Origin of the sequence: Rathayibacter sp. AY2B7 (assembly GCF_002931635.1) — a bacterium.
Classification (GTDB): domain Bacteria; phylum Actinomycetota; class Actinomycetes; order Actinomycetales; family Microbacteriaceae; genus Rathayibacter.
This window is the reverse complement of record NZ_PSUC01000013.1, coordinates 1-24,222: the sequence shown is the minus strand read 5'-3', so window position 1 is coordinate 24,222 and position 24,222 is coordinate 1. Positions and strand designations below refer to the sequence as shown.

Genomic DNA, 24,222 nt, shown 5'->3' with positions numbered 1-24,222 from the left:
CCGCCGCCGGAGCGGCTAGAAGCCGCTCGGGACGGTGATCGTCCCGTCGATGACCTTCTGCTTGTAGGTCTCGATGTCGGTGATAACCGAGTCGGGGACGATGCCGCCGTTGTCGTCGAAGGTCAGGCCGATGCCGTCGTTGGCGAGGCCGTAGGAGGTGACGTCACCGTAGACGAGCGAACCGTCCGCGTCCGCCTCGATGGCCTGGACGATGGACTCACCGACGTACTTGAGCATCGAGGCGAGGATGTGCCCTTCCTGCAAAGCGTTCTGGTTGCTGTCCACACCGATCGCGTACTTGTCGGCGTCGGCCGCGGCCTGCAGGACCCCGACACCGGCGCCGCCTGCGACCTGATAGACGACGTCCGCGCCCTGGTCGAAGATCGCGGTCGCCTGGTCGTAGCCCTTTGCGGAGTCGCTGAAGGATCCGACGAAGCTGACGAGCACCTCGATGCTGGGGTCGACGGCCTCGACACCGGCTTTGAATCCGACGGCGAAGTCGTTGATGACCGGGATGTCCATGCCTCCGACGAGGCCGACCTTCTTGCTGCCCTCAGCAAGGGGGAAGTCGGCGGTGTTGGTGGTGGCGAGAGCGGCGAGGACACCGGCGAGGAAGGAGCCTTCGTTCTGCTTGTAGGTCAGCGAGGCGACGTTCGGCGCATCGATGTCGCCGTCGTAGAAGATGTAGTGCTGGTCGGGGAAGCTCGGTGCGACGCTCTCGATGGTGTCGGAGGCGGTGGAGCTGCCGATGACCACCACGCTGTTCTGCCCGGTGGAGACCGACTGCAGGTTGGCCTTCCACTGGGCCGGGTTGTTCGCGTCGCCCTGGAGGGTCGTCGTCGTGTACCCATCAGCCTTGAGCTGCGCGATGCCGCTCTCCGCATCGTCGTAGAAGCTCTGATCCCCGAGCGGGCCGGGGACGATGTTCGCGACGGACTTGGTCGCGTCGCCACTCTCGCTTCCCTGGCTGTCCTGACCGCTGCAGGCGGTCATGGTCAGGGCGAGGACGGCAGCCGCGGCGATGAGGCTGTACCGCTTCGTGTTCATGGGTGTTCCCTTCGAGGTGGGGTGAATGGAGGTCATCAGGACGAGACGGAGGAGCGGGTGAGCTGCGTGACCGAGGCGACGATGAGGTCGGCGAACTTCGCCCAGTCGAGGTCGATCGCGACGTCCGTGCGGTAGTCGGTCTGCTCGCTCGCCGTGCCGCCGAAGTGACGCATCCCGGAGGCACTCTCGAAGTTCGCGATGGTCTGGCCCTTGGACCACCGGCCCGTGAGCTCCACTCGCACGTCCGCCTTCTGCACGGTGATGATGGACGGGTCGATGACGGCAGCGACGCAGCAGGCGTCGTGGATCGCCGGGTACGGGATGTCGAGCAGGCCCGAGTGCGTCGTGTGAACGAAATCCCAGGTGTCCAAGACGAACTTGCTGACCCCCCCGCCGATCGCGCGCACACGGTCCTGGAGCTCGGGAGTGGCGAGAGCCTGGCTCTGCGTGAGATCGAGGCCGATCATCGTCACAGGCCATCCAGCATCGAAGACGATGTGCGCGGCCTCCGGATCGGCGTAGATGTTGAACTCCGCAGCCGGCGTGATGTTGCCTCGGGTGTAGCTGCCGCCCATCGCGATCACGCGCTTGACCCGGTCGATGATGCGCGGCTCCTTCCGGGCCGCCAGGGCGATGTTCGTATATGGCCCGACCGGGACGAGGGTGACGGTCTTCGGCTCGTGGGCCATGACCGTGTCGATGATGAAATCGACCGCGTGACGGGGGTCGAGGTCGAAGGACGCCGGCGGCAGGTAAGGCCCGTCGAGGCCGGTCGGCCCGTGGATCTCCTCCGCGATCACCTGCTCGATCAGGATCGGCCGCTCAGATCCTCGAGCAACGGGGACCTCGATGCCGAAGACGGTGCAGACCGAGAGTGCGTTGCGGGTCACGTTGTCGACGGTGTGATTGCCGGAAACGGTCGTGATGCCGAGGAGGTCGATCGCGGGGCTCGCCGCCGCCAGCAGGATCGCGATCGCGTCATCGTGTCCCGGATCGCAATCCAGAATGATCTTCTCCATGGTGACTCCTTCATCTGCCGCGCTGCGGACGGGGTGATCGTGCAAGACGTTTCACAGAACGGGAAACAGATTGCGCACGTTTTCCGTCATGGAAGCGGGTCGCGGAAGACCTGTCAAGGACAGGGAGAAGCACCTGCAACGGCGCGTAAACGATTGCTGCGATTCCGCCGATACGGATCGCGCTGGGTCAGTTCAGGGAGCGGATCGCGCTCTCGATGAGATTCCAGAAGAGGTCGACGTCCAGGTCGAGAGCGACGGTCGCGTTCTTCGGGCGATGGGTGAGCTCGAGGAGGTCGACGACGGTGGCTCCGCGCGTGCTCTCGCCGATCAGCTCGATGTCGATCCGCGTACGGGCGGTCGTCGCCACGGTGGGGTCCGCGATCAGAGCGATGGCCACAGGATCGTGGAGCGGCCCATCCGGCATGTCGCCGAACGCGTCATAGGCCGAGGAGAAGCGCTCCAGCAGAGTTGCACCGATCTGGGCGGTCTCCGTGCCGATCGAACGGATCGTTGCGCGGACCTCCCGGGTGATCAGCGCCTGATGCGTGATGTTGAGGCCCACCATGGTGAAAGGGACGCCGGAGGTCAGTACGATCCGAGCCGCCTCCGGATCGGTGGAGGCGTTGAACTCGGTGTACGGGGAGACGTTGCCCCGCCCGGTAGTTCCGCCCATCCACACCACGCGCTCGATCCTGTCGAGCAGCTCCGGATACGCCTGGAAGAGGGTTGCGATGTTGGTGAGCGGACCGGTCGCGGCGATGGTGACGGGCTGGTCCGCTGCGGAGAGGACCTGACCCAGGAGTTCGAGCGCGTCTCGATCGTCGAGTGGGACGTCGGGTTCGGGCAGGTCGATGCCGCCGAGGGCGTTTCCTCCGTGAATCCAGTCAGCGGTCTTCAGCTTTTGAGCGAGGGGGCCTGCAGCGCCTGCTGCGATCGGGACCCCCCGCACGCCGGCCACCGCGCAGGCGCTGCGGGCGTTGCGGGTGGTGTGTTCGATCGTGCCGTTTCCGGCGACGGTCGTGATGGCGAGGAGGTCGATCTCGGGGTGGGCGGCGGCCAGCCAGATCGCGAACACGTCGTCGCAGCCCGGGTCGCAGTCGAGGATGACCGGAATCGGCATTCACGACCTCCCTGCGCTGGTAAATTTCATGCAATCGTTTACTTGCCGGGAAGATTACCACCCGGATTCCTCGTAGAGAGGCCGAGAGAGGTTCGTTCAGTGAAGTCCAATGTCACACTGGCCGAGGTCGCGGCTGGCGCCGGCGTCTCCATCGCCACGGCTTCGCGGGCGCTCGCGGGCAAGCCTCGCGTGTCCCGTGAGATGGTCGACCGCGTGCGGGTTGTCGCTGCGGAGCTCGGCTACCGCGTGGACCCGATCGCGCGCGCGCTCCGCGACGGCTCGAGCCGCCTCGTCGGCATGATCGTTCCAGTGATCAGCATCCCCTTCTACTCGCAGCTGATCGACGCCGTCGAGGAGGAGCTCGGCCGCGTGGGCTTCGAGCTGCTCCTCGCCGACTCCCATGGTTTCGTCGATGAAGAGGTCCGCCGCCTGCGCGTGATGGGTGATCGCCGGGTCGACGGGGTCCTCGTGGTCGTCGCTGATCGCACCGCGTCGATGCCGTCGATCGTCAACCTGCCGGACGAGATTCCCGTCGTCCTCGTGGACAGGGCGACCGACAGGCCCGTGGCCGACTTCGTCGGTGTCGACAACGAGGTCGGGCTCGAGCTCGTGTTCGAGCACCTGGTCGAGCAGGGCGTGACCTCGGTCGGATATGCGGGGACCGATGACGCGACGACCAGCGGCGTCGAGCGGTGGCAGAGCTTCCATCGACTCGCACGACGCCACGACATCCAGGTCGGGGCGACGTTCCGCAGCGAATTCAGTGTCGAGAGCGGGCTGAGCGCGGCGGAGCACCTCTGCGCCGCCGGCCCGCTGCCCGACGCGATCGTCGCCGGCTCCGATCAGATCGCGGTCGGCCTCATCGCGCGGCTGCGGGAGAAGGGCTTCAACGTCCCCGACGACGTCCTCGTCACGGGCTTCGACGGCGGGGAGCTGTCGAGGGTGTACTGGCCGACTCTGACTACCGTCGTGCAGCCGCTCTCCTCCATTGCGGCCGAGGCGGTCGGATTACTCATCGCTCGCATTGAGGGGGGAACCGGTGCCCTGCGGCGAAACCGACTCACCCCCGAGCTGCAGATCGGCGGATCCGCGTCGCGCGGTGCGAACTAGGGCAGCGGCGGTAGCGGTGGCAGTGCTGGGTCCCTCTCATCGAAGGTGGAATCAGCGTTCGACGAGCCCCTGCTCGTAGGCGTAGATGACTGCGTGCACTCGGTCGCGCAGTGACAGCTTCGCGAGCACGCGGCCGACGTGTGTCTTCACCGTCGACTCCGAGAGGAACAGGTCCTGCGCGATCTCCGAATTGGTCCGCCCGCGACCGATGGCGACGAGCACCTCGCGCTCTCGATCGGACAGCAGATGCAGCGACGATTCACGAGGAGTGACCGGGCCCGGGAAGCTCCCCCGGTGCAGATCGAGGATCGCCCGCGTGACCCGCGGTGAGACGATCGCGTTCCCCTCCGCGATCGCACGGATAGCGGCGATCAGCTCCAGCGGTGGAGCGTCCTTCAGTAGGAAACCACTCGCCCCCGCGTTCAGGCCACCGAAGGCGTACTCATCGACATCGAACGTCGTGAGCAGAAGCACGCGAGCCTCCGGGCGGGTCGCGACGATGCGCCGGGTAGCCTCGATCCCGTCGAGCTCCGGCATGCGCACGTCCATCAGCACCACGTCTGCGCGCAGTTGGGCGTCGCGCTCCACGGCCTCGCGACCGTTCGAGGCTTCCCCGACGATGCGGAGATCAGTCTGGGCACCAATAACCATCGCCATCCCAGCCCGCATCAGCTCCTGGTCATCGACGAGCATCACGGTGATCACGCTCACTCCACCTCCCCAGCCGTATCTGCCGTCGAAGCGGATCCGCCGCCTCGGCCGGTACCAGCTCGCGGCAGGTTCAACCGCAGTCGCCACCCACTACCGTCGAGCTCGCTCCGCGGACCAGCCTCCACTGTTCCTCCGAAGAGGGCTGCCCGCTCGCGCAGTCCCACCAGGCCCCGCTCCGTCCCAACCGACATCGCCGGCGCCGTTCCCTTGCCGTCGTCGAGCACTTCGACGATGACTCCCCCGCTCGCGGAGTCACCTCCCTGAAGCGTCACCGTCACCCGCTCCGGCTCGATCGCATAGCGGAGAGCGTTCGTCAGCCCCTCCTGCACGGTTCGATAGAGCACTACCTGGACGGCGCGAGACGACGGCAGCTCGCCGACCCGGGTGACGGCGACGGGCAATCCGGCCGAACGATACGTCTCGACCAGATCGTCGAGCCCTTCGAGTCCTGGCTGGGGCGCTAGTGAGGCGGCTTCCTGCCCGTCGTGCAAAACGCTCAGCAGCCTCCGCATGTCTGAGAGCGCCTCCCGGCCGACTACACCGATCTGCTGCACGGCTCTTCGGCTGTTCTCCGGATCCTGCTCGACCACCGCTTCGGCACCGTCGGAGAGGCTGATCATCACCGACATCCCGTGAGCGACGATGTCGTGGAGCTCTCGCGCGATCCGGGTGCGCTCCGCGGCTGCGGCAAGACGGACTTCCTGCACTCGCCCCCGCTCGAGCTGTTCCGCACGGTCGAGCAGTGCCGCGACGTAGGCGCGCCGCCCGCGAACATTGAGGCCGAGGAGGACAGCCATACCGATTCCGAACGCCGCGATAGCGGGCGCCTCCGCCGGGATGGTCGTGGCGATCGACACGATGCCCAGGATCGCAACCACCGCTGCGGAGCAGCCCCAGGCCCACCGGGGTCCGCGGTGCGCTGCAACCGAGTAGAGCGCGATGAGAAGCGCCCACGGCTGGTCCACACCGTCGAGGGCGGACTGGCCAAGGAGCGCTGCGAAGGCGAGGGCGCTCACGAGGGCCGGGGCTCTCCGGCGGAAGGCGAGGCCACCGTACGCGACGGCCCAGAGCACGTACCACGGCCACGGCTCCGATAAGACGAAGGTCCACGCGTCGACCTGCGAGAACCCGCTGGCAAGACCAAGCGCCCCTACCAGGATGACCAACGTGAGGTCCGCGGCGAGGGGATGAGCCGCGATCCGTCGGCGGATTGCTCCTGCCTGTTGCGGCGATCGATCGTTGAAGGGCTCACTTCCGTGGGGGACGTGGGCCCAGACCCGGTTCGCGGAGGTGGAGCGGCCTGGAACGGTCATCCGCTGAAGTGGTGAGGTGCGGGGCAAGCTAGGCATGGTTCATTCGTCGCTTCGTGCAGATCCCTGACTTGAGTTCGCGACAGGGATGACTATCCACGCGATGGGAACCCTGAGACGTCATTCAGGTCGGCGAGCGGCTAGGTGCCGAACATCGGGTGGCTCATGGTCGTCTCAGCGTAAACGAGCAGGAGGACGGATCGGTCGCCACTGTGTCTCCCGAACGGGCTGCTCCCAGCGCCGTCCTGTCCACGCGGTGTTCCTGGAGCGGTCACGGTCGCTCTGGTGAGACTCGCCCTCCACGGGGAGCATCATTTGAGACAAGTTCTCCAGCTGAGAATGGAGAGGGGCCCACGACACCACGTGTGTCATGGACCTTCCTTTTCCAATGAGTACCGCGCCGCGGCCGGAGACAAAAGCAGCGCGCTGATCGCGGAGATCTCAGCCGCTAGCCGGCCCTCTGCAACGAGTAAGCGGAGCGCCGCCTGGTGGAGGCCGACTCGCGCTCTCAGCGCTCGAGGCGGGACGAGCCTTGCACGGGTCCTCAGCACGAATGCACAGGCCGGATAGGTCGTCACTGACTTCTCCGGACATCATATCGAGTAGTCCAATAACCGATATTATGTCAGTTCGACCGAAGTCCCGTTCTGCAGGGATGGCGATCGGCTCCCCTCAACGCTCCTGCGACAGGACGTCATCGATCGCCGCCGCGCTCCGATGGCAGACCGGGCGCTTCGACGGTGAGGCCTCGGATCACCGCGGCGACGACCATGCGCTGCGTGAGTTCGGCACTGGTGTCCACGGGCCACTGGCTCACCGACCCGACGTGCGCCGCGACGACCGCCTTCGCCAGGACGGCGGACTCGACGGCGGGGACGCGGCCGTGCACGGCGGCGAGGGCGGCGAAGCGCTCGCCCAGCTCGCGCGAGACGCGGTCGTCGTCGATCATCATCCGCTCGGCGAACTCCGGGTCCGCGGCAGCGCGTGCCAGGAGCACCGACCGCAGGGAGAACCACTCGCGGCTGGACGGGAGCCCGTCGAGGAGGGAGCGGACGGCGCCGTCGAGGGTCGCCGCGCGGTGCTCCTCCTGCAGCTGGACGTCGAGGGCCTCCTGCAGGCTCCCCCACACTCTCGCGGCCTGCTCCTCGTGGAGTGCGAGGAAGAGCTGGTCGACCCCGGCGAAGTTCGAGTAGAACGCGCCGCGGGTGAAGCCCGCCTGCGCGCAGATGTCCTCGACGCGCTGGCCGATGGTGCCCGTGCTCTCGAAGAGCTCGGCGGCCGCGGTGAGGAGACGTCGTCGCGTCTCGCTCCTCCGCCGAACCGGAGCCTGCTCGCCTGGGACCACGCCCCCAGCCTAGGCGGATCCTTGCGCCGAGTGGGCCTTTTCAGTACGTTTCGTTTCCAATGCATACCGTATCGAAACCTGAGATGCCCGGACCTCGACGGCGACGGTCCCGGTGGCTGCCGGCCGCGACCGTCGTGCTCATCGGGGCGGTCCTCGCCTGGCTGAACCGGGCGGAGTGGTGGGGGTGGCTCGTCGTCGCGGCGGCCGCGGTCCTGATCGTGGCCGTCTCGAGGAGCTGGCGGCACCGGCACCGGATGCTGCGTACGGCGGCCTGGGTCGCGTCCGCAGGGCTCGTCGGAGCCGTCGCCCTCGCCGCGGGTCCTCTCCCGGCGACGCGGACGCTCGCCGGTCCGCACACCGCCCCGGTCACGACCCGGCAGGGCGACGTCGTCGGCGTGCACGACGCCGCCGCCGGGGTCGACGCCTTCGCGGGGATCCCCTACGCCGCTCCCCCGGTCGGCCCGCTGCGCTGGGAGGCGCCCCGCCCGGCCCCGCAGCGGTCGGCGACCCTCGTGGCCGACGACTTCGGCCCCTCCGCCGTCCAGCCGGAGTCGACGTTCCTCTCCCGAGCGGCGACCCGCGTGCTCGACCTGCCGCTGGAGGAGACGCTCCTCGGCGGGTACGCGACGGACGAGGACAGCCTCCGCCTGAACATCTGGACGCCGGCCGGCGGAGCGGGCGACTCCCGCCCGGTCCTCGTCTACGTCCACGGCGGCGCGTTCGTCTCGGGGTCCGGCGCCCTCCCCGCCTACGACGGCGCGGCGCTCGCCTCCCGGGGCGCGGTGGTCGTCACCGTCGCCTACCGTCTGGGCGTCCTCGGATTCCTCGCCGGTGATGTGCTCGGCGGCGGCACCCCGGGGAACCAGGGACTGCTCGACCAGGTCGCCGCTCTGCAGTGGGTGCAGGACAACATCGCCGCTTTCGGCGGGGACCCGGGGCGGGTGACGGTCGCCGGCCAGTCCGCCGGCTCCGGCAGCGCCTGCATCCTCGGGGCCTCGCCGCTCGCCGCCGGCCTCCTCCACGGGATCATCGGGGAGAGCGGAGGATGCCTGGGGTCGGCGGGAGACCGCGAGGCCGGCGACCTCTACGACGACGCCGCCACCGCACGGCAGGCGGCTGCGCGCCTGAGCGAGGCCCTCGGCGGGGCGAGCCTCGCCGAGATGAGAGCCCTGCCGGCCGAGCGCATCGTCGCGGCCGCCGCGGGCCTCTCGCAGCACTGGTGGCCCTCGATCGACAGCGTCGTCCTCCCCGACACGCCGCTCGCCGTCTACGAGGCCGGTCGGCAGAACGACGTCCCCCTCCTGCTCGGCAGCAACTCCGACGAGACCTCGCTCGATCTGCTGGGAGACGTCGACCCGGATCCGGACGCCTACGAGCAGGAGGTGCGCCGGGAGCACGGAGACGACGCGGACCGCTTCCTCGCGCTGTACCCGGGTGCCGTCGAGGACCAGGTCGTCGACTCCCGGCTGCGCGCCGACAGCGACCGGACGATGACCGCCCCGATGCGGCTCTGGGCGCTGACGGCCGCCCGGACCGGGCGGGCGGGCGTCCACGCCTACATCTTCACGCGCACTCCCCCGGAGAGCGGACTCGAGCGGTTCGGCGCGTACCACGGCGCCGAGGTGATGTACGCGTACGGGAACCTCGGGGCGGACGGCGACGCCGACTACACGGACGTCGACCGCCGGCTCGAGCAGGAGATGACCGCGCGCTGGCTCGCGTTCGTCTCCCACGGCGATCCGGACGCCGCCGGCCGCGAGCGGTGGCCGGCCGTCCAGGAGGATCCGGACAGCGTGCTCGAGTTCGGCGACGTCGTCCGGGTCGCCGGGCGCCCGTCCCCCGACGCGGTCGACTTCTGGCTCGAGGGGACGGGCTGACGCGGGGGCGCTCCTCGCGGCGGAACCTCCGGACAGCGGGGAGCCTCCGCTCAGAGCTGCCCGACGAGGTGCGCCTGCCGACCGTCGCGCGCGAAGACCGGGATGACGGCCAGGGGCGCGTCGGCGACGATCCACTGCCCGCCCTCGTGCTCGGCGCCCGTCGAGAGCTCCGTCCACCGCGCCCCGGCGGGCAGGTAGACCCGTCGGGAGACGGCTCCGGCGTGCGTGACCGGAGCCACCAGCAGGTCCGAGCCGAAGAGGTACTGGTCGGCCAGATCCCAGGCCTCCGGGTCCCCCGGGAACTCGTGGAACACCGCGCGCAGCACGGGCTGGCCCAGCTCGTGCGCCTCCCGCATCGCCTCGCGCGTGTACGGGCGCAGGGTCTCGCGCAGATGCAGCAGGCGGGTGAGGATCGGCGTGGCCTCCTCGCCGAAGCTCCACACCTCGTTCGCGGCTCCGGTCGCGGCGCGGCGGCTCCCGTCGGCGGCCGTGACCGGGGCCGACGGCGCGCGGTCGCCGTGCAAGCGCATCACGGGGCTGAACGCGCCGAACTGGAACCAGCGCACGAGGAGCTCACGGAACTCCGGATCCGACGGGTCTCCCCCGGCGAAGCCCCCGATGTCGGTCGTGAACCACGGGATCCCCGCGACGCCCATGTGGATGCCGGCCGTGATCTGGTGGCGCAGGTCCGCGAAGGTCGAGTGGATGTCACCCGACCACACGAGCGCGCCGTAGCGCTGGCTGCCCGCCCACGCGGTGCGGACGAGGTTGACGATCGCGGTCTCCCCGCCCTCGCTCTGCCCCTCGAAGAAGCCGCGGGAGAACGCCTGCGGGTAGAGGTTGCCGACCTGGACGGCGGGGCCGGCGGCGTAGCGGTAGTTGTCGAAGTCGTAGACGCCGTACTCGGGCTCGGCCTCGTCGAGCCAGAAGAGCCGGATCCCGTGCTCGCCGTAGTTGCGCCGGCACGCCTCCCAGACGAACCTCCGGGCGGCGGGGCTCGTCGCGTCGTAGAACGCGCTCGGACCCTCGAACTGCATGTGCAGGTCCAGGCCCCGCTCGGCCTTGACGAGGAGGTTCCCCTTCTTCATCGCGATGTAGTTCTCGGACTCGACCGACACCTGCGGCCAGACCGACACCATCAGCTCGATCCCGAGCTCGCGCAGCTCGGCGACCATGGCGGACGGATCCGGCCAGAACTCCTCCTCGAAGCGGAAGTCGCCCATGTGCGGCCAGTGGAAGAAGTCGGCCACGATCACGTCCATCGGCAGGCCGCGGCGCCGGTGCTCGCGGGCGACCTCGAGCAGCTGCTCCTGGTTCCAGTAGCGCAGCTTGCACTGCCAGAAGCCGAGGCCGTGCTCGGGCATCATCGGGACGTGCCCGGTCGCGTCGGCGTAGGCCCGGGTGATGTCGGCCGGGGTCTCCCCCGCGGTCACCCAGTAGTCGAGCTGCTGGGAGGACTCGGCGGACCACTCCGTGCGGTTGGCTGCGAAAGTCGCGCGGCCGATCGCGGGGTTGTGCCAGAGGAACCCGTAGCCGCGGCTCGACAGCACGAACGGGACGCTCGACTGGGAGTTGCGGTGCGCGAGCTCGAGCGTGCAGCCCTTCAGATCGAGGATGTCCTGCTGATACTGCCCCATCCCGTACAGCTTCTCGTCGGGGGACGTCTCGAACAGCGCGGTCAGCCGGAAGTCGCCGCCCAGGTGCGGACGCTGCTCGCGGGCGCGCAGCTTGAGCGCTCCCCCGCTCCCGAGCTCCCGGAAGAGCAGCTCCCCCCGACGGTCGTAGAAGGAGAGGGAGCAGGAGAGCTCGTGGTAGCCGGTCTGGTACCCGTAGCCCTCCTGCTGCTCGAGGACGACGGTGATGCCGCCGGCGCGCAGCGTCGCCCGCGGTCCCTCGATCGAGACCTCCGGCGCGTGGCGCTCGGGGGCGATCAGCGCCCAGTCGGTGTCGAGGACCTCCCCGGACCGGCGGGCGCGGACCCGGACGCTGTCCCTCCCCCATGGCTCGACGACGACGGTCTCGCCGTCGCCGCGCCAGACGAGGCGGTCCCCCTCGAGCGCGAACGCGTCGGTGTCCATGTGCTCCTGCTTCCTCGAGTCGGGCACGGCGCTCAGTCCTTGACCGCGCCGGCGGTGACCCCGGCGGCGACGTAGCGCTGGGCCACGATCAGCAGCACGGCGGCCGGGATGGAGGCGACCACGGCGGTCGCCATGATCCCGTTCCAGTTGGTGGTGGTCGATCCGATGTAGCGGTAGAGGCCGAGGGTGAACGGCACGATGCTGTTGCCCGAGGTGAGCGAGTTCGCGTTGAGGAAGTCGGCCCAGGCGAACAGGAACGAGAACAGGCCCGCGGTCACGATCGAGTTCCGGCTCAGCGGGATGACGATCGAGACGAAGGAGCGCCAGTTGCTCGCACCGTCGATCCGCGCGGCCTCGATCAGCTCGTCGGGGATGCCGAGCATGAAGGCCCGGAGGATGATCACCGCGAACGGCACGGAGGCGGTCGCGTCGGCGAGGATCAGGCCCGGATAGGTGTTGAGCAGCCCCAGCGCGTTGTAGATCGCGAACAGCGCGGTGACCAGGACGATCCCGGGGATCATCTGGGCGAGGAGGAACACGAACATCACGACGCCGGTCCCCCGCACCCGGAACTTCGCCATCGCGAAAGCGGCGGGCAGGGCGATCGCCAGCGTCAGGATCACGCAGCCGATCGAGATCACGAGGCTCGTGATGAGGTTCGGCAGCTGCGTCGAGAACGCCTGCACGTACCCGTCGAGGGTCGGGTCGCCGGGGAACAGGCTCGGCGGGGTCTGGATCAGGTTCTGCGGCTTGGTCAGCGAGACGTTGACCATCCAGTAGAGCGGGAAGAGGAGGAAGCCGCAGAGCACGATCGCGATGACCACGTCGATCCCGCGGCGCAGCCCTGTGGTGTGCCGGTTCATCCGAGGTCCTCCTTGCGCTGGGCGCGGATGTAGATCACGCCGAAGACGAGGGCGACGATCACGAGGATCTGTCCGGCCGCCGCTCCGACTCCGAACTGCAGGTCGGTGAAGGACTGCTCGTAGGCCCACGTCGCGAGGGTGTGCGAGCTGTTGGCCGGGCCTCCCTTGGTGAGGATCCAGATGACGTCGAACACCTTGATCGTGTAGACGAGGCCGAGGAGGAGCGTGACGGAGGTCACCGGTCGCAGCAGCGGCCAGGTGATGCTCCAGAAGGACCGCCAGCGCGAGGCGCCGTCCAGTGCCGCGGCCTCGTAGAGGCTCTCGGGGATGCCCTGCAGGCCTCCGTGCAGCAGCACCATGTTGAACGGGATGCCCAGCCAGATGTTGGCGATGATGACCGCCCACAGCGAGACGGACGGATCGGTCAGCCAGCCGACCGGCGTGCCGATCGCGGCGTTCAGGATGCCGAACTGCTGGTCGAAGATCCAGCGCCAGGCCGTCGCCGAGACGATCAGCGGCAGGAGCCACGGCAGCAGGATGAGGGAGCGGAACGTCGCCGAGAGCGGGAAGCGGCGGCTGAAGAACAGCGCCAGGGCCATGCCGATCGTGAACTGGCCCACCAGCGAGACCACGGTGAAGACCACGGTGTGCCAGGCGATGCTCGCGAAGATCGGGTCGGTGACGACCGTGACGTAGTTGTCGAAGCCGACGAAGGGGGCGATCCCGGTCACGAAGGACGACGGTCCGAAGTCCTGGAGGCTGAGGACGACGCCGCGGATGATCGGGTAGACGAAGAAGACGGCGAGGAAGATCACCACGGGCGCCATGAAGGCTGCGGCGGCGAGGCGGAGGTGGGAGCGGGGTCGGCGGCGGGCGGGCGGCCTGGTGGCCGCCCCGCCCGCGACCGGCGCCGTGAGCACAGCGGGGTCGGTCATGCGGCCGCTACTTCAGGCTCGCCGCGGCGTCGTCGAGGGCCGCCTGCGGCGTCTTCGAGCCGGTCAGCGACTCCTGGATCGCGGTCCAGAGCGCCTTCGAGGTGTCGGGATAGGCGACGCCGAGGTCGCTGGTGCGTCCCTGCGCGACCGAGATGGCCTCCACCCACGGCTGGAGCGCGGGGTCCTCGGTCGCCTGCTCGGCGGCCGCGTCGGCGTACGGCATGATGTACGACTGGCCGGCCGCCCAGGCCTTCAGGCTGTCGGGCTGGATGACGCACTGCGCGAACTCCGTGGCGAGCGTCTGCTTCGCGGCGTCGGAGGCGACCACCTCGACGAACTCGCCGCCGAGCGGGCTCGGTGCCGCCCCCCCGTCCTTCGCCGGGATCGGCACGACGCCGTAGTCGATGCCCGCCTCGTCGAGGGCGGAGAGCTGCCAGGTGCCGTTGACCATCATCCCGAGCTTGCCCGCGAGGAACTGGTCGCGGACGTCCTGCTGGTTGGCGTTGACGTTCGCCTGCGAGGCCGAGCCGCTCTTCACCAGGTCGGTCCAGAGTGCGAGCGCCGAGACGGCGTCGTCGGAGGAGATGTCCTCGAGGGTCGCACCGGAGCCCCAGAAGAAGGGCAGGAACTGGAAGGTGCCCTCCTCGGTGCCGATCGCGGAGAAGCCGAGCCCGGTGACGTCGCCCGCGGTGAGGGCCTTCGCGGCGGTGGTCAGCTCGTCCCAGGTCGTCGGCGGAGTGACGCCGGCGGCCTCGAAGAGCGCCTTGTTGTAGAAGAGCGCGAGGGTGTTCGAGCCGATCGACGAGCCGTAGGTCTTCCCGTCCAGCTGGCCGGCGGCGAGCACGTTCGGGAGGACGTCGCTGGTGTCGAGCCCGGAGGCGGCGTTGTCGACGAGCAGGCCGGTGTCGGCGAACTTCGCGACGTTGGGGTTGTCGAGGACGACCAGGTTCGGCGTGGTCTTCGACGCGGCCGACTGCAGGAGCTTGGTGGTGAGGTCGGGGTCGGAGGTTCGCTCGAGGGTGATCCCGGTCGAGGCCTCGCAGCCGGCCAGGAGCTGGCCGTAGGGGGAGGACGCGTCGTACTGGGTGAAGCTGTCCCAGAGAGTGAGCGACTTCGACGAGTCGTCGCCCGCTCCCTGTGCGCTGCACGCGCTGAGGGCGACTCCGGCGATGAGGACGAGGGAGGCGGCGCCTGCGGCCCGTCGGATGCTGTTCTTCACGGTATTCCTCTCTGAATACGGTCGGGACGAGCGGAGCGCTCGCGCCGGGAAGACCCTCCGGAGGCGCCCGCTGAGGCGGTCCGTCCGGAAGTCGTGGCGAGCCTAACCGAGTCGGAGAACCGGTTCAATAGATTTCGGAGAACCGGTTCACCGATCGCCCGGGGAACGCCCCCGGCGACCCGGTCGACGTCAGCCGCGCGCCCGCCGCCACGAGGGGACGACGCCCCGGCTGGTGCCCGGCGAGAAGGGCGCGGTGGTGCCGAGGTCCACGACCACCGCGGGCAGCAGCTCCGTCACTCCCGGAGTCGCGGTGCCGGCGAGCTCGTCGAGCACCAGGTCGACCGCCCGCGAGACCATCTCGTCGCCGGGCAGGTCCACCACGGTGACCGGCTGGTCGGCGTGCCGCATCACCGCCTCCGGGGCGATGGTCATGATCGAGCAGTCCTCCGGGACGCGCAGGCCCAGGCCGCTGAGGCGTTGCAGGAACGGCTCGAGCACGCCCGGCCCGTGCGTGACCACGGCGCTCAGGCCGGGGAGCTGCTCCTGCGCCTGCTCGAACCAGTCGTCGACGTCGTCGGTGCTGGGGATGACGGCTCCCCGCACGCCGCGCAGGCGGCACTGGTCGAGGAAGCCCTCGCGGAACCGCAGGGCGAAGGCGTAGCCGCTCTCGTAGGCGTCGGGGCCCATCCCGAGGACCGCGATCTCGACGTGCCCGAGGTCGGCGAGGTGGTCGACGGCGACCCGCGCCGCGCCGTCGAAGTCGAGGTCGATCGCGCTGAACGGGCTGCCCTCGCCCGGGTAGCCGACCAGCGCGGTCGGCAGGCCGATGCTCGCGAGGACCGGCAGCCGGGGGTCGTCCCGGCGGATGTCCATCACGACGAGCGCATCGGCGAGGACGTCGCGCGCCAGCTCCCCCTCGCCCGTGCCCATCATCAGCAGGTCGAAGCCGCGGGCGCGGGCCGCGTACATCGCCGCCCGCACGAAGCGCATGAAGACGTCGACGTCGGTCTGGCGCGACTCCGGATCGACGGAGGCGAAGAAGCCGAGGATGTTCGTGCGCCGCAGTGCCAGGGCCCGCGCCATCGGGTCGGGCCGGTAGCCGAGCCGCTCCACGCTCGCGAGCACGCGCAGGCGGGTCGCCTCCGGGAGCTTCTTGTTGCCGGAGAGCACGTAGGACACCGTGCTGCGGGCCACCCCCGCATCGGCCGCGACGTCGCGAATGGTCACCATGGGCTCAGCGTAGTGAGGGCCCGGCGACGGGAGGGCCCGCCGGCGACCCCCTCGACCGGTGGGCAGCAGCGTGCACACCCGGGCGGTCCGGCCGTCCCGCCGTGGGGGGAGAGCCGTCCGCCGCGAGCCGCGGGACGGCGCCGAGGGACGCAGGCCGCGGACGAGCAGGCGATCACGGTTGCGCGCGTATCGACGGGCACGTACGGTCGTCGGGTACCCCGTCGCGAGCCGCGACGTCGGTGCGGCCGCCACACCGGCCGATCCAGCGGCTCGCGGTCACGGGGGCTCCCCGCACGGAAGACGGACTCCTGCGCTCCAGCACCGGTACTGCGTCCACGACGCAGCAGCTGCTCTCGCACTGACGTCCCCCGTGCCCGCCCCTCAGGGGCGAGCCGCTGCTCCCTCGGAGCCCGGTGGTCGTCGTGCGCCGACACCGACCCCTGGAGCACCGTGCCCTCCACTTCCCGCACCACCCCGCCCGCCGTCGTCCTCCACGACTGCACGTTCGCCTGGCCCGACGGCTCCGTCGTCCTCGACCGCGTCACCACGGCGTTCGGCCGCGGGCGCACCGGTCTCGTCGGCGCGAACGGCGCCGGCAAATCGACCCTCGTCCGACTCGTCACGGGCGGCCTCTCCCCCACCGCCGGGAGCGTCTCGACGACGGGTCCCGTCGACCTGCTTCCCCAGCGCCTCCGGCGAGGGCCCGACGACACCGTCGCCGATCTCCTCGGGATCAGGCCGCGCCTGGACGCGCTGCACGCGATCCTCCGCGGCGACGCGGATCCGCGGCACTTCGAGGTGCTCGCGGACGACTGGGACCTCGAGGCCCGGGCGCTCGCCGCACTCGGCGACGCCGGTCTCGACCTGGAGGAGGCGGACCTGCTGCGGCCGGTCGCGACCCTCTCCGGAGGGCAGGCCGTCCTCACGGCCGTGACCGGCGTCCGGCTGCGCGGCCGGCCGATCGCCGTGCTCGACGAGCCGACGAACGACCTCGACCGGCGCTCCCGAGGGCTTCTGCTCGACCTGGTCGACCGGTGGCGCGGGACGCTCGTGCTCGTCAGTCACGACCGGGAGCTGCTCGAGCACGTCGACGAGATCGCGGAGCTGCGCGACGGGGCGGTCCGCACCTCGGGCGGGACGTTCTCGGCGTTCGACGAGCGGCTCGCCCTCGAGCAGGCGGCCGCCGAGCGCGATCTGCGCGACGCCGACCGGCTTCTCCGCGCCGAGCGGCGGCAGCGCATCGAGGCCGAGACGACCATCGCCCGCCGCGCGCGGGCGGGGGCGCGATCGGCGGAGTCGATGCCCGCGATCCTCGCGAACGCGCGGAGAGGACGAGCCGAGGCGACCGCGGGACGGCTGCGCTCCGGGCACGGCGCCGCGGAGGCGCGGGCGCGCGAGCAGGTCGACGCCGCGTCGCGGGCAGTCCGGGACGACGACCGGGTCCGCCTCGATCTGCCGGACCCCGGGGTCGCGGCCGGGCGCCGCCTGGCGGAGCTGACGGTGCGCGGCCGGACGACGGTGCTGCAGGGGCCGGAGCGGATCGCGGTGGTCGGCGCGAACGGGACGGGGAAGACCACCCTGCTCGAGCACCTCGTCGGGGCGCCGGGTGCGCGGGAGCATCCGCTCGCCGGCACCACGGCCCGAGCGCTGACGGAGCGGGTCGGCTGGCTCCCCCAGCGCCGCGAGGGACTCCTCGACGAGGAGGCCACCGTGCGGGAGCACGTCTCCCGGGCCGCGCCGGATCGTCCGGCGGTCGAGCTGCGGAACGCCCTCGCGCGGCTCCTGGTGCGCGGCGACGTGGTCGATCGGAGGATCGCGTCGCTCTCGGGCGGCGAGCGGTTCCGCGTCGCGCTCGCCGGGCTCGTGCTGGCGCAGCCCGCTCCGCAGCTGCTCGTGCTCGACGAGCCGACGAACGATCTCGATCTCGCCACGACCGACCACCTCGTCGACGTTCTCGCCGCCTGGCGGGGCGGCATGGTCGTCGTCAGCCATGACGAGGCGTTCCTCGACCGGCTCGGACTCCACTCCCGAGTGGTGCTCGACGCGGAGTGACGGCTGGTCCCCCGGCCCCCGGCGGTTCTGGCCTCGACCGGGCCCCTGCCGCCGGGGAGACTGGCCGGGCCCCTCCCGCCCCCAGCGAACGGACCGACGTGCTCACCGGACTCAGCGCCTTCCCCCTCACTCCGCTCCGCGACGACAGCATCGACGAGCGGTCGTTCGCCGCTCTCGTCGAGCGGCTCGCGCGGGCGGGAGTCGACTCGATCGGCGCACTGGGCTCGACCGGCTCGGCTCCGTACCTGGACCGCGGCGAGCGCCGGCGCGCCGCCGAGATCGCCGTCCGCAGCGCCGGCCCGGTGCCGGTCGTGGTCGGGATCGGGGCGCTGCGCACCTCGCAGGTGCTGGCGCTCGCCGAGGACGCGCAGAGCGCCGGGGCGAGCGCGGTGCTCCTGGCGCCGCTCGGCTACCAGCCGCTGACGGACGAGGACGTGCTCGGGCTCTACGAGGACGTGACGGCTCAGCTCTCGGTGCCGCTCGTCGTGTACGACAACCCCGGGACGACGCGCTTCTCCTTCTCCGACGACCTCTACGGGGCCGTCGCCCGGCTGCCGCAGGTCGCCTCCCTCAAGATCCCCGGCGTGCCGGAGGGACCGGGTGCCGCGGCGGCGCGCGTCCGCGAGATCCGGGCGCGGGTGCCGGAGGGGGTCACTGTCGGGGTCTCGGGGGACGCCGCGGGTGCGCGCGGGCTGCTCGGCGGCTGCGACGCCTGGTACTCGGTGATCGGCGGCCTCTTCCCGCGGACGGCGCTGCCGATCGCCCGGGCGGCGCAGTCGGGCGACGAGGCGGCGGCGATCGCGGGATCGGCGCGCCTGCAGCCCGTCTGGGACCTCTTCTCGGAGCACGGCGGCAGCTACCGCGTGGTCGCGGCGATGGCGGAGCAGCTCGGTCTCGCCGAGGCGCGCTGCCTCCCGCGTCCGGTCCGCGGGCTCGGCGCACGGGCGCGGGCCCGGGTCGCGGAGGTCCTGGCGGAGCTGGGGCCTGTGCTGGAGTGATCCGCGGGCGGGTCGGCGGGAGGACGGCTCGGACGGCGTGGTCGTTCCGGACAGCTGGAGGGGCGGGCCGGGGATGTCCCCGACCCGCCCCTCCAGCGGAGCACGCGACCTCAGCAGGCCTTGGACGCGCGGTAGGTGTTGCGTCCCGCCGCCACGAACAGCGCGTCGAGGACTCGGGCCTTGCCCGGCGCGACGGAGTAGCAGCTGCCGTCGAAGTCGGCGATGATGTCGGCCTTGCGCTCGACCGTGCTCGACCCGCAGTTGCGGAAGACGAGAGCGCGCTGGCGCAGAACGCCCTCGGGTCCGAGGGTGGCGCCGGTGGCCACCTCCTGGGCTCCGCACGCGTAGTTCGCGGCGTTCACGTACTGTCCGTTCGCGACCTCGGCCGCGGAGGCGGGCGTCGCGACAGCGACGACGCCGACGGAGGCGATGGCGCCCGTGAGGGCGAGGGTGGCAAGAGTTCGTCGAAGAGTCATGATCGTTTCTCCTTCTGCTTCTCGGTCCCTTCACGCTGGCACCGGTCCGCCGACGAGCGCGAGGAACCTGGGAGCCTTCACACCGGGGGGCCAGACCGGTGCGGGGAAGCGCTCCCGAACGGGGCGAAAGGGGCGGAACCGGCGGGGCGGGCGATCAGGAACGGGCCTCTCCTTCGCCTCCGCAGCGCCTCGATCCGCAGCCGATGCGGTCGCCGAGCCGCCGAACGTTCCGCCCGTGCGGCGTCGTCCCTCCGCCGTCCCGCGACTGGCGCGCATCGACGGGTCGTCCGGCCGGTCCTCCGGCTAGCGTTGTGGGCACCCCCCCCGCCGACCCGGACTGCTCCGCCGACCTCGTCGGCCCGCGGTCCCTGCACGAGGAGCTCCCGTGTCCCCCGACGATTCCGCAGGACCCCCCTCTCGAACTCCTGGCCTCCGGCGGCGCGCCGTCATCGGCGGCGCCCTCACGGGTGCTCTCGCTCTGGGCGCGGCGACGCTCCCGGCCGCCTCCGCCTCCGCCTCCCCCGTGCCCGGCCTGCCCGGGGAGAGGACCCGCACGATCAACGTGAGGACGAAGAACCGCGGCGTGCTCTACGACGTCCTCACGGTCTCGATCGCGGGCGACCTCGCGCGGATCTTCGTGCCGCAGACGGTGAAGCCGCGGCAGGCCGCGACGGTACCGGTGATCTGGTTCATCCACTCCGCGCAGGCCGACCACACCTCGCTGTCCAGCGTCTTCGCGTACCCGGCCGAGCTCGCCGTCGAGCGGGGCGCCATCGCGATCTGCCAGACGCTCGGCGGCACGATCTGGACCAACGACACCGCGCAGAAGCACCAGCGGAACGGCTACGCCTACCTCTCCGGCCAGTTCCCGATCGCCGCGAGCTACCTCTGGGCGATGTCGGCCGGCGGTGCGCTCGCCTGCGAGGACTACGGCGCGCGGGTCTTCCCCGGCATCAACGGCGTCTACCTGGTCAACGGCGTCTACGACCTCCGCGACACCCACGACCGCACGACGCGGGGCCGCTTCTCGATCGGCGGTGCCTTCGGCGGCAGCACCGCTCAGATCGACTCCCACAACCCGAAGCGGCTGCCCGCCTCCGCCTGGGCCGGCGCGAACATCCGCGCGGTGGTGTCCGACACGGCCCACCCGGACCCGAGCGTGCCGCCGGCACTGCACGGGCTCGCCCTCGTGAAGAAGGCGACGGCCACGGCCAGGGAGGCGACCGTCCGGACGCACGCGCTCGGCCACAACGCACCGTCGTGGGTGAACCAGGACGGCATCGACGCGATCTTCCGCTGGCACGCCGGGCTGGCCGCCGCGCCGGCGCCGTCGGCGACGCCGACCCCGACGAAGACCCCCGTCGTCCGCCCGTCCACCGCGGGCCGCTGGGACTTCGACCAGGCGGACGCCCCGTACGCGGGAGGGTCGGGGTCCCCGTTCCGACCCCGCTGAGCGGTCAGGACGCGACGGCGTCCCTCGGGATGCGCTGACCGTCACGGGCCCGCGGCGGGAGCGCTCGGCCGCAGTGAGACCGGGCCTACGTCCCCTCCGCGGAGCTCCGCGGCGCCCTCTTCCGGACAGGGCCGCTAGAGGACATTGTCAGCGGCGGGACGGCCGTGCCACGGTTCGAGGACGGCCGATGAGGGCCGTCCCGATCGAAGGCAGCACATGCGCTCCAGCACCGTCCCTCGTCCGCCCGCCGTCGAGGACGGCACGTCGCAGCCGCGGGATCCAGGAGCGGCGCGGCGGCTCCGGCGGGGTCTGCTCGGGCTGATCGCGGCCGTCGCGCTCCTCGTCGGCACCGCCGTTCCTCTCGCGGCGGTCGCCGCTCCGTCCGTCCCGGTCCTCGGGGTGGCGGCCTGGGGAAGCAGCGCCGACGGGAAGACCTCGGTCCCGGCCGGGGTCGGGGGCGTCCTCTCCCTCGCCGCGGGTCGGACCCACAGCCTCGCCGCGAACGGCGACGGCGGGGTCGTCGCCTGGGGCCGCGGGTCGTACGGGCAGACCAGCGTCCCCGACGGTCTCACGGGGGTCGTCGCGGTCTCCGCCGGCGACTACAGCAGCCATGCGCTGAAGAGCGACGGGACCGTCGTCTCCTGGGGCTACGACGGCGACGGGCAGGTCTCGAGGAGTGCCGCGCTGACCGGGATCGTCGCGATCTCGTCCTCCCGCGACAACAGCCTCGCGCTCGGCAGCGACGGCACCGTCACGTCGTGGGGCAGCAACGGGCTGGGCGAGGGCCTGGTCCCGGCCGGCCTCGGAGGCGTCACGGCCATCGCCGCGGGCCAGCGCCACAGCCTCGCCGTGTCCGGCGGGAGGGTGGTCGCCTGGGGCTGGGACCTCTACGGGCAGACCGACGTCCCCGCGGGGCTCGAGGGCGTGGTGGCCGTCGCGGCGGGAGAGACCCACAGCCTCGCGCTGAAGGAGGACGGCACTGTCGTCGCCTGGGGCGCGAGCTCCGACTCGGTCGTCGTCGACTACGGCCAGACCACGGTGCCGGAAGGCCTGTCCGGGGTCGTGGCGATCGCCGCCGCGTCCGACTACAGCCTCGCGCTGAAGGGCGACGGCACGATCGTCGGCTGGGGCCGGAGCTCGGCCGGGCAGCTGCAGTTCCCCGCCGGCCTCGCCGGCACGACGGCTCTCGCAGCCGGACCCGATCACGTGCTCGCCCGGGGCCCGCGTCCGGTCCTGACGGCGGATGCTCCTCCCGCGTCCGGGCCGCTCGGAGCGGCCGCCTCGTACACCTTCGCGGCCGACCGCCCCGCCTCGTTCGCGGTCGCCTCCGGCTCCCTCCCCGACGGCCTGTCCCTCAGCGCGTCCGGGGTCCTCTCCGGCACGCCGACGACCGCGGGCACGTCCACCTTCGCCGTCTCCGCGCGGAACCCCTTCGGCGCCACCGTCGGGGCCCCGCACACGTTCGCCGTGGCGGAGACGACGGTCGCGCCGACCCTGGCCGGCGACCCGCCCGCCGCGACGGTGGGCACCCCGTACGACTTCGACTACAGCGTGACGGGCACACCGGCGCCGACGGTCTCGCTCGTCTCCGGAACGCTCCCCGCCGGCCTGAGCCTCGATGATCGTGGCGGCCTGACCGGGACGCCGACGACCGCCGGACGCTCCACCTTCACCCTGCGGGCCTCGAGCGCTGCGGGGAGCGCGGAGACCACCAGCACCGTCGTCGTCTCCCCCGCCGCCGCTGCACCGGGGATCTCCGGTACCCCCGGGCCGGGCGTCGTCGGCACCCCCTACGACTTCGGCTACACCGTCTCGGGCTTCCCCGCGCCGTCGGTGGCCGTCTCCTCCGGTGCGCTCCCGTCCGGCCTCACCCTGACTCCGGCCGGGCGCCTGACCGGGACTCCGTCCGCGCCGGGCACCTTCACGTTCACGCTGACGGCCCGCGCCGGCACCGCCTCCGCGGAGACCACCAGCACCGTCACCGTCTCGTCGCCGACGGTCGCGCCGACCCTCTCCGGGACGGTCGCGGCCGGCGTCGTCGGCTCGGCCTACGACTTCCGCTACGCGGTGAGCGGCACGCCCGCTCCGTCGGTCTCCCTGGTCTCCGGCGCACTGCCCGCCGGACTCACCCTCGACGCGACCGGGCGCCTCTCCGGGACGCCGACCACGGCCGGGACCACCACCTTCAGCATCCAGGCCGCGAACTCGGCGGGCACGGCTCGGGCGACGAGCACGCTGACGGTCTCGCCGAAGCAGGTCGCGACGAAGGCCGATCTGCGCGTCGACCTCTCCGGGCCGGCCTCGGCGGTGAAGGGGAGGACGCTCACCTACACCCTCATCACGACGAACGCCGGTCCGGCTGCGTCGGCGTCGGTCGTCTCGCAGGTCGTCCTGCCCGCGGGTGTGCAGTTCGTCTCTGCGACAGGCTCGTACACCAGGGTCGGGAACGTCGTGGTGTTCCAGCGGGCCGGCCTGGCGGACGGGCGGACCGTGTCGGAGAAGATCACGGTGAGGGCGGCCGTCTCGGGCACGGCGACCGCGCTGGCGGCGGCGTTCTCGACGAAGACGCCCGACCCGTCCATCCGCAGCAACGCGGACACGGCGAGCACGACGATCCGCTGACCGCGGGAGCGTGACGGCGGGCGGCCCCTCGAGGGCCGCCCGCCGTTCTCGATGCGGGAGCGTCGAGGTCCGCCGCGTCCGCGCCTCGTCTTCGACCGCTAGCCGGCCCGAGGGCGGTAGAAGCGCACGACCGGGAGGGCAGCCGTCGGAGCCTCGCGCACGACGATCTCGAGGCGCTGGATCAGGGCCGGGACGGTCGGCGTGGTCTCGAGCCGGCACTCGAGCTCTCCGTCGCGGCCCGGCAGGAGGAAGGCCGCCTGCGCCGCGGAGGCGCTCCAGAGCAGCCGCTCCACCAGCGGCCGCGCGGTCGGGTCCTCGGCGAGCCCGCCGATCTCCGCGATCGCCGTGGCGAGGCGGCGGGCGCGCACGTCGGCCGGCACATCGCTCAGCAGGTTGGGGCTGAACAGGGCGCCGCTGCCCGGCTCCCCCGCCCGGGTGAGGTCTCCCGCGACGATCGCGTCCTCGACGGCGGCGGCCGCGGCGAGGGTCGACGGGAGGAGGGTGATGGTCCGCGCCGGCGGAGCGGTGTCCTCGAGGGCGGCGCGGAGCAGCCCCGTCGCGGCGGCGGCGAGCTTCGCCCCGTTCGCGGTCGCGAAGACCACGGCCCCCAGGCCCGACTCCAGATGCCACCGCATGTTCGACGACCAGCCCGGCAGGCCGCCGGAGTGGTGGGCGATCCCGCCGAAGCGGACGTCGTGCTCGACGACGAGGCCGAACCCGTACGCGGAGCCGTCGAGCGTGCTCTCGACGGCGCGAG

18 protein-coding genes and 1 pseudogene are annotated in these 24,222 nt (G+C 71.5%); 6 read left to right on the top strand and 13 right to left on the bottom strand.

Annotation, left to right across the window (positions count from 1 at the left end; translation table 11 throughout):
• Nucleotides 1–15: 15 nt before the first annotated feature.
• The 3 genes from C5C27_RS04340 to C5C27_RS04330 form a co-directional block, all read right to left on the bottom strand.
• On the bottom strand, nt 16–1,047 hold the full coding sequence (locus C5C27_RS04340) for a BMP family protein (RefSeq protein WP_181133443.1): 1,032 nt from the start codon (nt 1,045–1,047) through the stop codon (nt 16–18).
• Nucleotides 1,048–1,082: 35 nt separating this feature from the next.
• Nucleotides 1,083–2,066, bottom strand: a complete 984-nt coding sequence (locus C5C27_RS04335) for a nucleoside hydrolase (protein WP_104313713.1) — start codon at nt 2,064–2,066, stop codon at nt 1,083–1,085.
• Nucleotides 2,067–2,253: 187 nt separating this feature from the next.
• Nucleotides 2,254–3,141, bottom strand: coding sequence for a nucleoside hydrolase (locus C5C27_RS04330; protein WP_219813133.1), 888 nt, complete (start codon nt 3,139–3,141; stop codon nt 2,254–2,256).
• Between C5C27_RS04330 and C5C27_RS04325 the strand changes: the two genes are divergently transcribed.
• Nucleotides 3,112–4,296: a LacI family DNA-binding transcriptional regulator gene (locus C5C27_RS04325; RefSeq protein ID WP_146079601.1), complete on the top strand. Its 1,185-nt coding sequence runs from the start codon at nt 3,112–3,114 to the stop codon at nt 4,294–4,296. The two genes, C5C27_RS04330 and C5C27_RS04325, sit on opposite strands and share 30 nt — an antisense overlap.
• Before the next feature lie 51 nt (nt 4,297–4,347).
• Here C5C27_RS04325 and C5C27_RS04320 read toward each other — a convergent pair whose 3' ends face one another.
• The 3 genes from C5C27_RS04320 to C5C27_RS04310 form a co-directional block, all read right to left on the bottom strand.
• A complete protein-coding gene (locus C5C27_RS04320; protein ID WP_219813134.1) occupies nt 4,348–4,989 on the bottom strand; it encodes a response regulator transcription factor in 642 nt (213 codons plus the stop codon).
• A gap of 14 nt (nt 4,990–5,003) precedes the next feature.
• Nucleotides 5,004–6,173 (bottom strand): sensor histidine kinase, encoded by a 1,170-nt coding sequence (locus C5C27_RS04315; RefSeq protein ID WP_181133441.1) that lies wholly within the window; start codon nt 6,171–6,173, stop codon nt 5,004–5,006.
• Nucleotides 6,174–7,011: 838 nt separating this feature from the next.
• The gene (locus C5C27_RS04310) at nt 7,012–7,662 is read right to left on the bottom strand and encodes a TetR/AcrR family transcriptional regulator (RefSeq protein ID WP_104313709.1); all 651 of its coding nucleotides are present in this window, start codon (nt 7,660–7,662) and stop codon (nt 7,012–7,014) included.
• 83 nt (nt 7,663–7,745) lie between these two features.
• Between C5C27_RS04310 and C5C27_RS04305 the strand changes: the two genes are divergently transcribed.
• A complete protein-coding gene (locus C5C27_RS04305) occupies nt 7,746–9,539 on the top strand; it encodes a carboxylesterase/lipase family protein (RefSeq protein WP_219813132.1) in 1,794 nt (597 codons plus the stop codon).
• Nucleotides 9,540–9,589: 50 nt separating this feature from the next.
• On the opposite strand, the gene C5C27_RS04300 is transcribed toward C5C27_RS04305, so the two are convergent.
• From C5C27_RS04300 to C5C27_RS04280, 5 genes are all read right to left on the bottom strand, one after another.
• Complete coding sequence (locus C5C27_RS04300) at nt 9,590–11,617, bottom strand: TIM-barrel domain-containing protein (RefSeq protein ID WP_104237511.1); 2,028 nt, start codon at nt 11,615–11,617, stop codon at nt 9,590–9,592.
• 32 nt (nt 11,618–11,649) lie between these two features.
• Nucleotides 11,650–12,480, bottom strand: a complete 831-nt coding sequence (locus C5C27_RS04295; protein ID WP_104313707.1) for a carbohydrate ABC transporter permease — start codon at nt 12,478–12,480, stop codon at nt 11,650–11,652.
• Nucleotides 12,477–13,415, bottom strand: coding sequence for a carbohydrate ABC transporter permease (locus C5C27_RS04290; RefSeq protein WP_104225253.1), 939 nt, complete (start codon nt 13,413–13,415; stop codon nt 12,477–12,479). The genes C5C27_RS04295 and C5C27_RS04290 overlap by 4 nt, the downstream gene beginning before the upstream one ends.
• Before the next feature lie 7 nt (nt 13,416–13,422).
• The gene (locus C5C27_RS04285) at nt 13,423–14,634 is read right to left on the bottom strand and encodes an extracellular solute-binding protein (RefSeq protein WP_104222048.1); all 1,212 of its coding nucleotides are present in this window, start codon (nt 14,632–14,634) and stop codon (nt 13,423–13,425) included.
• A 189-nt stretch (nt 14,635–14,823) separates the two neighbouring features.
• The gene (locus C5C27_RS04280; RefSeq protein ID WP_104222050.1) at nt 14,824–15,864 is read right to left on the bottom strand and encodes a LacI family DNA-binding transcriptional regulator; all 1,041 of its coding nucleotides are present in this window, start codon (nt 15,862–15,864) and stop codon (nt 14,824–14,826) included.
• A gap of 450 nt (nt 15,865–16,314) precedes the next feature.
• Here C5C27_RS04280 and C5C27_RS04275 point away from each other — a divergent pair, with 450 nt between their 5' ends.
• Nucleotides 16,315–17,916: an ABC-F family ATP-binding cassette domain-containing protein gene (locus tag C5C27_RS04275; protein WP_104313706.1), complete on the top strand. Its 1,602-nt coding sequence runs from the start codon at nt 16,315–16,317 to the stop codon at nt 17,914–17,916.
• Between the two features lie 98 nt (nt 17,917–18,014).
• Entirely contained in the window at nt 18,015–18,914 is a 900-nt protein-coding gene (locus tag C5C27_RS04270) for a dihydrodipicolinate synthase family protein (protein WP_104313705.1), read from the top strand.
• 110 nt (nt 18,915–19,024) lie between these two features.
• On the opposite strand, the gene C5C27_RS04265 is transcribed toward C5C27_RS04270, so the two are convergent.
• Nucleotides 19,025–19,390, bottom strand: a complete 366-nt coding sequence (locus tag C5C27_RS04265) for a hypothetical protein (RefSeq protein WP_104237440.1) — start codon at nt 19,388–19,390, stop codon at nt 19,025–19,027.
• Between the two features lie 385 nt (nt 19,391–19,775).
• On the opposite strand from C5C27_RS04265, the gene C5C27_RS04260 reads away from it, so the two are divergent.
• Together C5C27_RS04260 and C5C27_RS04255 are read left to right on the top strand one after the other, a co-directional pair.
• Nucleotides 19,776–20,843, top strand: coding sequence for a hypothetical protein (locus C5C27_RS04260; RefSeq protein WP_104313704.1), 1,068 nt, complete (start codon nt 19,776–19,778; stop codon nt 20,841–20,843).
• A 216-nt stretch (nt 20,844–21,059) separates the two neighbouring features.
• A complete protein-coding gene (locus tag C5C27_RS04255; RefSeq protein WP_104313703.1) occupies nt 21,060–23,465 on the top strand; it encodes a putative Ig domain-containing protein in 2,406 nt (801 codons plus the stop codon).
• Between the two features lie 98 nt (nt 23,466–23,563).
• Here the strand turns inward: C5C27_RS04255 and C5C27_RS17900 are convergent.
• Nucleotides 23,564–24,222: pseudogene (locus C5C27_RS17900) on the bottom strand (hypothetical protein); the annotation flags it as partial.

Coding starts and splice junctions, on each gene's coding strand:
- C5C27_RS04340 (WP_181133443.1), bottom strand. CDS start 1,047: ATGAACACGAAGCGGTACAGCCTCATCGCCGCGGCTGCCGTCCTCGCC.
- C5C27_RS04335 (WP_104313713.1), bottom strand. CDS start 2,066: ATGGAGAAGATCATTCTGGATTGCGATCCGGGACACGATGACGCGATC.
- C5C27_RS04320 (WP_219813134.1), bottom strand. CDS start 4,989: ATGCTCGTCGATGACCAGGAGCTGATGCGGGCTGGGATGGCGATGGTT.
- C5C27_RS04305 (WP_219813132.1), top strand. CDS start 7,746: ATGCCCGGACCTCGACGGCGACGGTCCCGGTGGCTGCCGGCCGCGACC.
- C5C27_RS04300 (WP_104237511.1), bottom strand. CDS start 11,617: ATGGACACCGACGCGTTCGCGCTCGAGGGGGACCGCCTCGTCTGGCGC.
- C5C27_RS04295 (WP_104313707.1), bottom strand. CDS start 12,480: ATGAACCGGCACACCACAGGGCTGCGCCGCGGGATCGACGTGGTCATC.
- C5C27_RS04290 (WP_104225253.1), bottom strand. CDS start 13,415: ATGACCGACCCCGCTGTGCTCACGGCGCCGGTCGCGGGCGGGGCGGCC.
- C5C27_RS04280 (WP_104222050.1), bottom strand. CDS start 15,864: ATGGTGACCATTCGCGACGTCGCGGCCGATGCGGGGGTGGCCCGCAGC.
- C5C27_RS04265 (WP_104237440.1), bottom strand. CDS start 19,390: ATGACTCTTCGACGAACTCTTGCCACCCTCGCCCTCACGGGCGCCATC.
- C5C27_RS04255 (WP_104313703.1), top strand. CDS start 21,060: ATGCGCTCCAGCACCGTCCCTCGTCCGCCCGCCGTCGAGGACGGCACG.